Source organism: Maribellus sediminis, assembly GCF_011799805.1.
Classification (GTDB): Bacteria; Bacteroidota; Bacteroidia; order Bacteroidales; family Prolixibacteraceae; genus Draconibacterium; species Draconibacterium sediminis_A.
On the sequence record NZ_WXUB01000002.1, the window covers coordinates 777,109 to 790,435 of the forward strand.

The following is a 13,327-nucleotide window of genomic DNA, read 5'->3' on the forward strand; positions in this document are numbered from 1 at the left end:
TGAAAAACACTTTAAACTAAAAACACTTTTTAATTTAAATCAAACCTTGTGAAAAGAAGAAAACTTATTACACTAGCTGTTTTTGCAGCGCTTGCTGCAGCAGTAATACCTTTGCTGTCTTTCAACATTGGAAAAGGAGAACAAACGAAAAATTCCAAAAAATTAAGAGTCTCCTATGTTGGTTTTTTCCATGAAACCAACACCTACCTCACCGAAGGAATGGGCGAAACCACGCTCGACAGAATGCGCACATTCCGGGGCGATCAGATCAGGAATCAGTTGAACGGGACAGCCATTGGCGGGGCAGTGGATGTGTGCGAAGAAAAAGGCTGGGAGCTGCTTCCGGGTGTCTTGTACTATGTAGACTGGTGCTTTAGCACGGTGAACGATCAGGCTTGGAAAGATGCCAAAAAGGAGATCCTGGACACACTGAAATCACAGTTACCGATAGATATCGTCTATCTTGGTGTTCATGGTGCCGGTATGGTAAACAGCACGCCCGATCTGGAAGGAGACTTAGCGGAGTCGGTCAGAGAAATAGTCGGAAAGGAGACGATGATCGTCTGGAGCGGCGACCTGCATGGCAAGATCACAGAGAAAATGAAGGACAATATGAATTTCTTCAGTGCCTGCAAAGAATATCCTCACATGGATATGAATGCCTGCGCACGTGATGCGATGTATCGTGGCGCTGCAATCCTGGCAGGAGAATCGCATCCTACCCCCGCCTATCGCAAAGTACCACTGATGATGGGGATGAGTAATACCGAAGAGAAGGGCACCTTTGCAAATCGATTGAAAGAAAAGTGCATCGAAATAGAAAAGCGGCCCGGTGTTATCAACTGCTCTGCTATGCATGGTTTCCCATACCAGGACAGCGACTTTTGTGGCGTGTTCCCGATGGTCACAACCGAAAATAACCCCAAACTGGCGGAAGAACTGGTGGACGAACTGGCGCAGTGGATATGGGATCACCGGAAAGAGTCCATCCTCCCATTAGAAACGTTGGACAAAACTATGGGCACTGTGCTGGCCATGCTTGAGAACGACGGCCACTATGTACGTAAACAACCAACAAAAGGCGATATCATCGACCATACACCTATCGTGATTGGAGACGCTGCGGATAATCCGGGTGGCGGAGCCGGAGGTGGCGGCACCCACCTGCTGAAGGCCCTTATGGAGACCAAAGGCCTGGGAAAAGTCGCTTTCATGTCCATACACGATCCTGAAACCGCAAAGGCAGCAGCCGCTGCCGGTGTCGGAGCAACAATCGATGTGAGCCTCGGTGGTAAATTTGAGAAATTGGCGGGAGAACCGATCAAGACCAAAGCCTATGTCAAGTCCATTTCGGATGGGAATGAGATCGTTCGTGGAGGGACCGCTTTCAACGGCCCATTCCAGCTTGGCCCTACCGTCAGGTTGGTCATCGAGGCGGAGAATACGGTGGATGTCATCGTTATTTCCGGCCTATGCCAGACCTATGATGATACGCAGGGACGGCCACACGGCATCATCATGCAGGAATATGACGTTATAGCTGTTAAAAGCGGGATGCACTTTCGGGCGTTCTATAAAAACTTCACCGACAAAATACTGATTGCTGATGTTCCCGGAACCACTAGTCGCGATATTACGCTTTTCGAGCACACCCAGCTAACGTATCCTATCTACCCTCTTGACGAAAACGCAACTTTTACTCTAAGAGATTAATATAAATTGATTAAACGCAATTATTAATATTTAAAAGAAAAGAAAGATGAAAAGAAGCATAAAACTATTATTTGCTGTAATAATCTCTGCATTATTTGCAGTTCAGCCAACATTTGCTCAAAAACAAAATGTTGAAGCTATTTCCAGGAAGATTGAGAAAATTTCGGAAGGGCTGGTTGGCCGCATTGGTGTGGCCGCACAGGAAATTGGCTCTAAGGAGATGATCACAGTAAACGGCGATGAACAGTTTGTGATGGCGAGCACCTATAAAGTGGCCATTGCCGTTGCCTTGCTGGACCGTATCGATAAAGGTGAACTTAAACTTACCGATTTAATTGATGTTGAACAAGAAACCATGGTTACAGGTGACGGCGCGATCGCAGTGAACTTCGTGCACCCTGGTATTAAGTTATCGGTAGCCAATTTAATTGAACCAATGATAACCTTAAGTGACAATACAGCGACAGACGCTTGTCTAAAACTCGCGGGAGGCCCGGAAGCGGTAACGAAAATGATGCGAAGTATTGGTATAACAGAGCTACGAGTTGATAGGTATACCAGCGAAATTTTAAGGGACTTCTATGGTTTACCCGACAAAGCCTATGCGTCTGTACTTGCAGAGGCTATTGCCAAGGACCCAACGCTGGCGGCAAAGCAACCACTTCGAAATCTTAAGTTCGAACAAGAAGATCCGCGTGATCAGTGCTCACCATATGCCATGCTACAATTGCTGTTGGCTATCGACAGCGGAAAGGCCTTGAGTGAGAAAAGCCGCGAATTCCTGCTTGCTACAATGTCGCGCACCCGTACAGGTGATGGAAGGCTAAAAGGCCTTTTACCAAAACGAACCCCGGTTGCCCATAAAACAGGAACGATTGGTGGTGTTGCTAATGACGTGGGTTTTGTAACCCTGCCAGATGGCCGACGTTTTGCGATTGTGGTATTTACAAAGAGCAGTACAACCTCAGAAGCTAATCGTGATCGGGCCATTGCTGAAGTTACACGGACTTTATACGACTTCTATTATTTAAAGTCACAAGACAAATAAACTTTATCGCGCCTAACAATTGGTTACAGCGGACGGCACCTTGAGTCACCACTGAACCAAGGCTTTAGGCACTCAAATAAAATAGACTCAAGGATTAATATTTTAAAGAAAAGAAAGATGAAAAGAAAAATCAAACTATTATTTGCTGTAATAATCTCGGCATTATTTGCTGTTCAGCCGGCATTTGCTCAAAAAAAGCAAAAAACAATGACAAAGAAGGAGGGTCAGGCGATCTTCGATGCGGAAGTCGCTAAAGCTGCCGATCTCATCAAAAAAATGCATATACCGGGACTTGCTGTCGGTGTCATCTACGGAGACAACTCCTATAGCGCCGGACTCGGTGTCACCAAGGTAGGCACCGACGAGGCCGTTACTCCTGATACAAAGTTTCAAATTGGTTCTGTGACAAAAACCTTCCTTTCGACGGTGGCCATGCAGCAGTCCGAACAGGGCATTCTGGATTTAAACGCTCGTGTCGTGGATATTCTGCCGTGGTGGAGGGTTTCGGATCCCGACGCGACGTCGAAAGCACGGGTCGTTGACCTGTTCCACCATCGCGCTGGCTGGTATGGCGACCATGGGTTCCTTCGTGTTCCTCCGGGTGGGTCGATCAGCGAGAAGGTCATGCTCCAGGCGGCTTACGTCGAGCAGATCTATCCGTTCGATCAAACCTGGATGTACAACAACACCAGTATCACCTTCGCTACCCATGTGGTGTCGCATGTCGGAGGAAAGCCGATCGAGACCCTGATCGAAGAGAACCTGCTCGCCCCGCTCGGCATGGATGCGTCATCCTTTAATTACGACAACACCCCTCCGGCTAAAAATTACGCATGGGGTCATCCACCGATCTACGGGGAAGGCAGCATCAGTGATCTAAAGCCGTACTACATTCCAATGATAAGAGAGTCCGCAGCCTCCGGCGGAATCCGGTCTACGGTTACCGACATGTTGAAATACGCCCGCTTTCAGCTGGACGGCAAGGACGCCTCCGGGAACCAGCTGTTATCTAAAAAAGCACTGGACTATGCCCACGCTCCGGCAGTCGAGGCTGAGGCTGGCGACTTTACCGGGCTGACATGGTTTGTCCACGACTACGACGGGGTCACCAGCCCCAGCCACGGGGGGAATTGGCCCGGCACGCGTTCTTTTCTGCAGTTGATCCCAGAGTACAACTTTGCCGTGGTGGTTTTGGTCCACAGCGATCGCGGAGTCGAGGCCTACAAAAAAGTTGCGAACGCCATGGTCAAAGCCTTCACTGGCATCGAGGCCAAGTCTCCAGTCGCAGCGGGCGTTGATCCGTCTGTGCTAGATCCCTTCGTTGGCGTCTTCAAGGGTAATTCCCAAAACATCGAGATCCGCAAAGAGGGCGACAAATATGTGTTTGTCCAGTTCTCCTTTTTGACCAATGGAGCGGATCCTGCACCGGCCAATGTGGCTAACACGGCAGAGGGCTATTTTATCATCACCGAAGGCCCAAACATAGGATCTCTTGGTGAATTGCTCAAAGATCCGTCTGGAGAACTAAACTATGTGCGATTCAATCACCGAATCTTTATTAGATCCAACGGTAAGGTAGATGATATACCAAGCTCCGGATCGGTATTCGACAAATAGACGGGTCGGCAGAGGATTTATCAATTCATTCCTTATTAAATTCTCAAGATGGTGACTTCGACCAATGCTGAATTAATTTATTTGAGTGGTCCGCGTAATTCATATCAGCAAGGTCCACTTGGAGTAATTGCAGTGGGTGCCTATGCCGATATGCTTTTAGTGGATGGGAATCCATTTGAAAACATGATGGAACTAGCCAATTTGGCTAGTTCCATATGATACCCTTGAAAGCAAACAATTTAATTCTGTGAAAAAGATAGTCAACACTCAAATTAAATAAACTCAATTTTTGATTTCTAAAATCAAAAAACTATGAAACAAAAGATGTAACTATTATTTACTGTAATAGTCTCGGCATTGTTTGCAGTCCAACCTGCACTTGCTCAGGAAAACCAACAATCGTCGACGCACGTGCGGATCAGCAATGTGAATATCTACTACGGAAAAACCGAAACACCCCATAAGGGCAAGGATGTTTTGGTGGATGGATATAAACAGACTTTGGTGATTTTGATTAATGATTAAGAACCTATGATTCCAATAAAGATGAATAGTGAATTGAAAAATGAAGTCCAAATTGAAAATCGGAAGGAAGAAAGCTTTTAAATAAGTGGAAGAAAGTGCGAGAATACAACCTTTTTGTGACTTAGTATAACACGATGTTATTGAGAAATCATGTAATCTAGAACAATTATGAATAATAAAATATTGACACCAGAAAAATCGATATCCGATGAAGCCGCGATCTATCAGATTCAGGTAAAAGGTAAAATTACGGATATACTGATCCATTCGGTTGATGATATGCAGATACGGCAAAATGAAAGTACAGAAGCTGTAAGCCTGGTCGGCTGGCTACCCGACCAGTCGGCGTTACTGGGATTACTAAATACATTAAATGATATCAGGTATGCCATTATTTCCGTGCGGATTTTAACAAAAGATAATTGAAATACAATTTTAATGGAAACTTTCTATTTAAATAAATTTGACATGAAAAAAACAATTTTTGCCTTATTTATTACAGCTCTTATTTTTTCGAGCTGTCAGCAAACAGCTACTAAAAAAGCGGCAGACCCCAATCAGGAATTTGACGTAGTCATCCTTAATGGACGAGTAATGGATCCTGAAACCAGTTTTGATGCCATACGAAATGTAGGTGTTAAAGATGGTAAAATTGCATTGATTACTGAAGCTACGATTAAAGGTAAAGAAATCATTGACGCTACCGGACATGTTGTTGCTCCCGGTTTTATTGATGGCCACCAGCATTGCTTGGAGCCTTATATGTACCGTCTAATGCTTCGCGATGGTCGTACTACCATTATGGATTTGGAAGTTGGAGCCTATGGGCCCAAATTAGATGAGTGGTATAAACGCCGTGAAGGGAAGGCTCCTTTAAATTATGGAGTGGCCGTTGCACATGAGTTGGCACGTGCAGCTGTACTCGATGGTTTCAATGAGTGGGAATACTTTTATACAATGGATGCTTTAAAATCCCGTGTAAAACAAGGTTGGTCGAAAACAAGACCTAATCTGGAGCAAGGAAACGAAATTTTAGCACAAATGGATGAAGGTTTGCGTCAGGGAGGTATTGGCATTGGTTCAACGGTTGGTTATATGCGCGAGGGCGTGTCAACACGTGAAATTTATGAATTGCAAAAATTGTCAGGCTTATATGGCCGTCAAATAGGTATGCATTTTAGAGGAACTCCGGGTAACGATGTGGCCGAGGTAAATGGTATACAGGAAATGTTAGCCAATGCTGCTGCCCTGGGCGCACCAGCTATTGCCATCCATTTCAATAATCCCGGATACAATTTGGTACACGAATTATTGGTTAAAATGCGTGAACGCGGCTACAATGTTTGGGGCGAAATATATCCTTATGCTGCAGGTTCTACCGCTTTAAATGCCGTTTTTCTTGAGCCCGATGTTTGGGTAAAATCTTTAGGCAACAAATACGAAGAAACCGTGCAAGATGTAGCAACTGGCGAATTCTATACTCAGAAAAGTCGTGAGGAAATGTTGAAAAAAGAACCCACCAGAGCTGTTATCGTTTACAAAATGCCTGTGGAAGCCATTGTTGACTGGCTAAAAATGCCAAAGGTGGCCATTGGTAGCGATGGTATGCCTTTAATTCCTGATACGGGTCTGACCAGAAATACACCTTTTGAAGACATGCCGAATGTCCATCCTCGAACTTCTGGTGCATTTGCGAAAGCTTTGCGCTTAGGCCAGGACAATAACGTTCCATTAATGCAATTGGTTTCTATGACCAGTTACAATAGCGCCAAACCTTTGGGTGAAATGGGTTTAAAAGCCATGCAGGTGCGTGGTCGTATGCAGGAAGGTATGGTGGCTGACATCACCATCTTCAGTCCTGAGAATGTAAAAGACAATGCAACCTATGCGAAGGGAACCGCACCATCGTCAGGAATTCCTTACGTTTTAGTGAATGGAGTTGTTGTTGTAAAAGATTCTGAATGCATGCCCGATAATGTTAATCCGGGGCAAGCTATCCGTTTTGAGCCTGTAGCAGAGAGTAAACTTGTACCATTGAATGTTGATAGTTGGCAAAAAGAATTTTATACTGTTCCAAAGGACTTTGGTGGAGCAGGCTTAAAATGTTGCGACTTTGCTGATGCAGAAGGTCATAAACACTAAAATCACTGAACAGTGAGTCGATTATTCCTCTAATCGACTCACTGCTCAATTGCGTAGTTATACACAGAAACTGCCATAGTATCTCAAATAAAAACAAAATGATTATGAGACTAACCTCCCCCTTAAAAATTAATAGTCGGCGAATTGACAATATCAGTATTGTGAGCCTGTTATTCCTGCTGTTTGTTTTACCAGTTACATTGTCCTCACAGGAAGCCGATTCGCTTAGAAAAGAAAATCAACTGCTTAAAGAACAACTTATGCGGATGGATGAAATGGAAATGCGAATTGCAGAACTGGAGGGAGACAAGCTAAAAGTGCAGGAAAAACTAGCGCCTGAATGGCCAGACGACACCACTGCTTCACAAATGGTGGACATTCCTAAATCTGAATTAAGAGAATCACACCAGGTATTAACCGGGAGTGAACTGGTGGAAGATAATTTTCCAGCTTCGTGGCCTATGTTTGGCTCAGAATACCGTATAAAAATTGGTGGCAGAGTTAAATTGGACATGCTTTATGACATTAATGGATCAGGGGACCGATATCAGTTTTTAATGTCGCAAATACCAGTGGAGGGATCACCTGAAGATGCCAACCGTGGTTACTTTAATATGTTCGCTCGCGAATCAAGGATTAACTTCGACATGCGGCGTACAACTCAGGGCAAAGTCCCCTTGAATATTTTTATTGAAGGGGATTTCTGGTCAAGTGCCGGTAGCTCATACTTTCGCTTAAGACATGCATACATTGTTGCCGGTAATTTTATTTTCGGGCAAACATGGACTACTACGTCTATTATGGAGTCAATTCCTAATTTAATTGATTTTGCTGCGGGCGATGGTCTTTACGGTGGAAGAGCGGCACAGATAAAGTACCAAAAACGCATTAACGATAATTGGAAATGGGCGCTGGGATTAGAGATGATGGATTATATAGGCATCGATAATCCTTTTGATCTACCCGGGATATCAAGTCTCGGTCTTCCTTCCTTAGCTGGGCGCCTGGATTACAGTTGGAAAACAGGAATGATTGCCCTGGGTGTTAATCTTGCACAAATGCGCTGGGATGGAGGAGATAGTCTGTATACAACAGCCACGCAGTTTGCTGCTGTAATTGGAGGACGCCAGTATATCGGTAAAGACTATTTTACCTTTAATGTGGCGCTGGGCATGGGTTCCGGAGATAATATCATGGCCCTTACCGGCAGTAATTCCAATGCTATCCTTACTCCTGACGGCGAGCTTGAAACCATGCCTGCTGCAGCAATTGTACTTGGTTATGTCCATAAATGGAACGACAAATTTACCACGAATGCATCCTTGGCTTATACTGCACTGGATCCGTCAGTTTTCCGCGCTCCTGAATCAATGAAAGCAGCTGCTATTGGGCACGTAAATCTTATTTATCAGGCATCCGAGCGTTTATCAACTGGTATGGAATATATGTGGGGTGAACGCAGAAATAAAAACAGTGATTATGGTCGGGCAAACCGCTTACAGGCCATGGTGAAATTTGATTTTTAAAAATATGAATCCATCGAAGATGATGCAAAAACCAATCAGAATAGTGGTATTCACTGTTCTGCTGCTTTCGGTAAGCGCAGTTTATGCTCAACAATTTAATTCAGATAATTACCTGACCATGCCGCATGGAACGGGTACTTTTGTTTTAACATCAGGTGAACGAAATGCTACCATGTATTCAACTTTTACTTTATTGCCCCGTTTCGAATTAAACTTTCAAAGCAGTTTATTTTGGGCCGATGAATCCTTGAATACCTCCCAGTTTTTCAGCTTAAATGTTTTTGGTAAATACATGCTTTGGGTAAACGAAGCCAATACCAGTGGTGTGGCAGTTTTTCTGGGTGCTGGTAAATCACCCGGGTTCTTTACTCAAGATGGTTATGCATCATTACATAAAAACTACTGGACAGCTGTACCCTTTACAATTCCCTTTTTAAATAACACCATATCCTGGGATATTATGCCGGGAGCATTGGTCGATCTTGATTATGGCAATAACAAGGAAACGGCCTGGGGTTTTACTTATAGTACTCGGGTAGCTGTTTACAAAGTAATTCCTCAAACAGCCATTGTAGCTGAATTTTATGGAACCGAGGGAAAAGCATATTCGAAACCAGAATACAAGGTAGGATTACGTTGGGAACCCAATAGCTACATTATTCCTGCCATTTCATATGGAGCCTGTTTCGATGGTAGTCCGGGCGCGGGTTTCGAAATAGGAATTGTTATTTTTACTCCTCAATTTTTGAAGAAGGATTTTATAAAAAACAATTCCATTCAATTTTAAATCACTTACAAAAACGAATAAAGCATTCAATCAATTCGATTTTATAATTTGCAACGGTAAAGCTAACATGGATGAAACTTACCCGATTTCTAACAATTCTCCTTCTGACCACCTTTACTTTAAAAGCAGTTGCTCTGCAGGATACAACTTCCATCGATTCGAAAAACACGCCATACGAATTATTGTCCAGCTATTATTCCGAACATTTTCATCCTTTTAAAAAGGGTAATTTCTATACGGGTCTTGCCTTTTCAGTCACCGATAATAAAATGACCCATACCGATTACCTCGTTCAAAAAGTGGTTGACGGAGATAAACAGAATTTTGATATTTTGGTTAAAGGCGGTTACTATACCGGAGACTACGGAATGGCGCTGATAAACGTGCAATATTTTCAGGATAAATTTGAAGGTATTGTTTTCCGTGCCCCGGATACCTTGCAATCAAGTTCAATTACAAGAGGATTTGCTGTTACTCCGAGTTTTCGGGAATCATCTTCAGGAATGAAAGTCAGTCAATTTTGGGCTGACTCTCCTTCGCTCCCTCTCAATTCTTGTAGAGTGGCCTGCCTTCCGTTCACAGTTCAGGTACGGACGATCTCGAGCACTCGGGATCAGGGCGAGTCTGAAATCTTTGAATCGTAACTTGCTTTTCAGTTTCGAGGGACTTTTACAAAAAAAGGTCCCATTTCTGAGACCTTTATACTTTTGAAGTTGCATGTTTTTTAATGACTTTCGCCAATCACTTTAAAATGATCGCCGGTAGCATTTACAATTGCACGGTACCACCACTCGGGATATCCGGCAAAAATCGGTGATGCAGGCATTCCCGTTTCAGTACGTTCGAATTGCCCGTCTTTTTCGCGTTTGATGTTACCATCTGTGTATTTAATGATCAGGTAATTGCGTAGTTCTTTCCAGCGGGCTGTCATACTATTGGCTTCGTTTACCGAGAATTCTGAAAGGAATTTCCGGGCTTCAGCTTCTCCTGAATTCTTCATTAGCGATTCAGCAGCTTTATCAATCAGCGGAACATAAGTTACAAATTTATTTTCCAGCTCATTTTGAATAACTTGAACGTCCTTAATCATATCATCGTAACGCAAATATGCCATGTTTGCTACCTGGCTAAATGTCCAGAAAGCCGAAGTTTCGCTGAAGGTCAGCAAATCGCCGTTCCCCACTGCAAAACATTCCGGAATTTCGGTAATTCCGCAATACATTGGTGCATAACAAGTGCTGTAAGCATCGTCAACACCAAACCAAAGGATTCCTCCGATTGGATCTGGTAACCAGTTGCGGCACTGGGCAACAAAAGAAAAACCGGTTTGCTGTGTTGAAATTGCGCGTTCGTTGCAATATTCCACCGAATCCACCTCCCAGGTCAGGCCTCTCCAGCGGTAAGGTAATTTGTAAGGACCTGCACCGATATCTTGCGTCATATCCAGTTCGGTACCTTCAAAATGATCACGCATCATTCCCATTACATCCTGAACAGTAAGCTTTTTATCCGGTTTCACCCACAAAGGCAGGCAATTGGCAGCGAAACCATTTTTATCTTCATGCTTAATCAGACCTTTGGCGTAATCGGCATAATCTTCCATGCCATCAGTTACTTTGTTAAAGCCGGCCCACACACGTGCGTCGCAAAAGCGGGCAGCACCAAAATCAACCGGAGCATAAACGTCAGAGAAACTGAAATCTTTGTCAGTACCTTTGTACCAGCCTTTCTCGCGAGCGAAAGCGATCACGTCTTCGGCATAAACACAATTTTCTTTATCATCCAAAGGAAACGTTGTTATACGAGCCTGGTTGGCATGACCACTTACATAACCATCAGGAACACGAACAGCCACCCAAACGGCACCTTTTTCTCCCTCTCCTTTTCCGATGAGTTCCAGTATCCAGGCTTCGTCGGGATCAGCAATCGAAAATGATTCACCTGAACTGTAGTAACCATATTCGGCTACCAGGTCAGTCATCACTCCAATGGCTTCGCGGGCAGTTTTTGCTCGTTGCAATGTCACATAAATCAGGCTGCCGTAATCCATAATTGCACCTTTTTGACTTCCCAGTTCCGAACGGCCGCCAAATGTTGTTTCGCCGATTGCCAGCTGAAATTCGTTCATGTTCCCGATCACACTGTAAGTGTGTGCCGGTTGCGGTATTTCTCCCAGGAATTTACCCGTATCCCACTCATAAATTTTGCGCATGGTTCCTGCCGGATGATCGGCTGCAGGCTGATGGTACAACTCGCCATAAAGCGTGTGCGAATCAGCGGCGTAGGTAATCATTACCGAACCATCGGCTGAAGCACTTTTCGTAATGAGAAAGTTGGTACACCCGTTTGAAACCTGTTGATTTATTATTAGAAATGCAAAGATCAGCATTCCTATCATTGTTAATTTTTTCATGCTATTTCGGATTTATTTTATTCCAGATCGACAAAGATAATTAAATGCCTTATTTAGGCATTATTTATCTTCTGTTGTTGGTGTTGGGGAAGACAACTCTGAACTAAGTTAAAACCTTAATTCTCTTCAACAGCTTCATCATCGAATGATAAAATTACATCCGAACAACAAAACCAGGGAGAATTAATGATATCCTGGTTACGAAATTTTATAGGCCATTAAGGCATCACCGTGTCTAATGAATAGAATTCCGTTTGCAAGCACCGGATAAGAAAAATGTTCTCCTGTTCCGTTTTTAATTTTGAATTTTCCGGAGATATCGAATGTATTTTCAGAATAAGTAACCAGGTTCACATCGCCATTCATTCCGTAGCAAATCAGTTTATTATCGGCTGAAATTATGCTTCCGGTGGCCACTTTTACCGAATCTGCTACATTCCCGTTTTCAATGTCCAGCGCTTTCAGCCAGTTTCCCTTAACGGTTGTAAAAAGCCGGTTCCCTACTTTAACATATCCGTTAAAATTGTTCTTTATCGTTTTATTGCTCCATACTTCATTTAAACTTTTACCGTCGTCTGACAATTGAAGTTTAACTGCACCACAGCCGGTTTCATCGTTGCCAATAAAATAAATAAAACCATCAGAATAAACCGGCGAGTTGCAATGTTCCCCGTCATACTCGAAACCCTCCAGGAAATAAGAGCCCATAGTCTCACCGGTACTGCAAGCAACCGCATACAAATTATGACGCGAATGAGTTACCAACGCATTACCGCTTTCCAATGGTACCAGAATAGGCGAACAATACGAAAAGGTATCTTTCATTGCTTCCGAGGACCAAACTGTTTCGCCTGTAAAACGATTGAGTGCGGCCATATTTGTTTTTGGTCCCCCGGCAAAACAGTACACTTTATCATTATTGACAACCACCGACTCCGTATAACCAAAATACGGTACATTGCTGTTGAAGTCCTGCAGAACATCAACTGCCCATTTTTCGTTGCCCGTTGCGCTTTCGAAACAGGCAATTCGACCGTTTCCAGACGTTGCATAAACCAAATCGCCGATTACAGTTGGAGTAGATCGTGCTCCCGGATAAGAACTTGAAAAACCTTCGCCCATAAATTCCCTGCCGTTGGGTGCTTTCCAAAGCATGTTACCTTCCAGATCCAATGCAAACAAAAAACTGCTGCTGTCCTTTTCTCCATTCACAAAAATACGATCGTTTAAAATGCTTGGTGCAGCAAACCCTTTTCCAAGTCCTTCGAAAACCCAAAGTAGTTCGGGACCTTCTTCCGGCCATTCATCCAATAAATTGTCTTCGTTATAAATACCACTGCGATTAGGGCCGCGCCACTCGGCAATTTCCGATCTGCTTTTTGTTGCACAACTGTAAAGAAATCCCGCACCAAGAGAGGAAATTAGCAAAAGGAGTAGTGTTTTTTGTGTTCTTTTCATTTTGGTTCAGCTAAGTTGATTACTGTGTATTTCATTTGAAAATATCCTGAAACAAAGGTTTTTCAATTATTAGTTCAGAAATATATCGGCAAGTTACA

General features: G+C 43.6%; 12 protein-coding genes. 10 read left to right on the forward strand and 2 right to left on the reverse strand.

Annotated features, from left to right (window positions below; translation table 11 throughout):
- Positions 1 to 48: 48 nt before the first annotated feature.
- The 10 genes from HFD85_RS09490 to HFD85_RS09535 all read left to right on the forward strand — a co-directional run bounded on the left by HFD85_RS09490 (position 49) and on the right by HFD85_RS09535 (position 10,002).
- Entirely contained in the window at positions 49 to 1,713 is a 1,665-nt protein-coding gene (locus HFD85_RS09490) for a M81 family metallopeptidase (RefSeq protein ID WP_167608220.1), read from the forward strand.
- A gap of 46 nt (positions 1,714 to 1,759) precedes the next feature.
- Positions 1,760 to 2,761: a class A beta-lactamase gene (gene bla, locus HFD85_RS09495; RefSeq protein ID WP_167608223.1), complete on the forward strand. Its 1,002-nt coding sequence runs from the start codon at positions 1,760 to 1,762 to the stop codon at positions 2,759 to 2,761.
- A gap of 117 nt (positions 2,762 to 2,878) precedes the next feature.
- A complete protein-coding gene (locus tag HFD85_RS09500) occupies positions 2,879 to 4,378 on the forward strand; it encodes a serine hydrolase domain-containing protein (protein WP_167608225.1) in 1,500 nt (499 codons plus the stop codon).
- 48 nt (positions 4,379 to 4,426) lie between these two features.
- Complete coding sequence (locus tag HFD85_RS09505; protein WP_167608228.1) at positions 4,427 to 4,597, forward strand: hypothetical protein; 171 nt, start codon at positions 4,427 to 4,429, stop codon at positions 4,595 to 4,597.
- A 138-nt stretch (positions 4,598 to 4,735) separates the two neighbouring features.
- The gene (locus HFD85_RS09510) at positions 4,736 to 4,903 is read left to right on the forward strand and encodes a hypothetical protein (protein ID WP_167608231.1); all 168 of its coding nucleotides are present in this window, start codon (positions 4,736 to 4,738) and stop codon (positions 4,901 to 4,903) included.
- Positions 4,904 to 5,071: 168 nt separating this feature from the next.
- Positions 5,072 to 5,329 (forward strand): hypothetical protein, encoded by a 258-nt coding sequence (locus HFD85_RS09515; RefSeq protein WP_167608234.1) that lies wholly within the window; start codon positions 5,072 to 5,074, stop codon positions 5,327 to 5,329.
- A gap of 42 nt (positions 5,330 to 5,371) precedes the next feature.
- Entirely contained in the window at positions 5,372 to 7,045 is a 1,674-nt protein-coding gene (locus HFD85_RS09520) for an amidohydrolase family protein (protein WP_167608236.1), read from the forward strand.
- 104 nt (positions 7,046 to 7,149) lie between these two features.
- Complete coding sequence (locus HFD85_RS09525) at positions 7,150 to 8,571, forward strand: DcaP family trimeric outer membrane transporter (protein ID WP_167608239.1); 1,422 nt, start codon at positions 7,150 to 7,152, stop codon at positions 8,569 to 8,571.
- Positions 8,572 to 8,575: 4 nt separating this feature from the next.
- Positions 8,576 to 9,358 (forward strand): hypothetical protein, encoded by a 783-nt coding sequence (locus HFD85_RS09530; RefSeq protein ID WP_167608241.1) that lies wholly within the window; start codon positions 8,576 to 8,578, stop codon positions 9,356 to 9,358.
- Between the two features lie 71 nt (positions 9,359 to 9,429).
- Positions 9,430 to 10,002 carry a hypothetical protein gene (locus HFD85_RS09535; protein WP_167608244.1) on the forward strand — a complete coding sequence of 191 codons (573 nt, stop codon included), beginning with the start codon at positions 9,430 to 9,432 and terminating at the stop codon, positions 10,000 to 10,002.
- Between the two features lie 80 nt (positions 10,003 to 10,082).
- On the opposite strand, the gene HFD85_RS09540 is transcribed toward HFD85_RS09535, so the two are convergent.
- Both HFD85_RS09540 and HFD85_RS09545 read right to left on the reverse strand, forming a co-directional pair.
- A complete protein-coding gene (locus HFD85_RS09540) occupies positions 10,083 to 11,771 on the reverse strand; it encodes a dipeptidase (RefSeq protein ID WP_167608247.1) in 1,689 nt (562 codons plus the stop codon).
- A 198-nt stretch (positions 11,772 to 11,969) separates the two neighbouring features.
- Entirely contained in the window at positions 11,970 to 13,229 is a 1,260-nt protein-coding gene (locus HFD85_RS09545) for an outer membrane protein assembly factor BamB family protein (protein ID WP_167608249.1), read from the reverse strand.
- Positions 13,230 to 13,327: the final 98 nt, after the last annotated feature.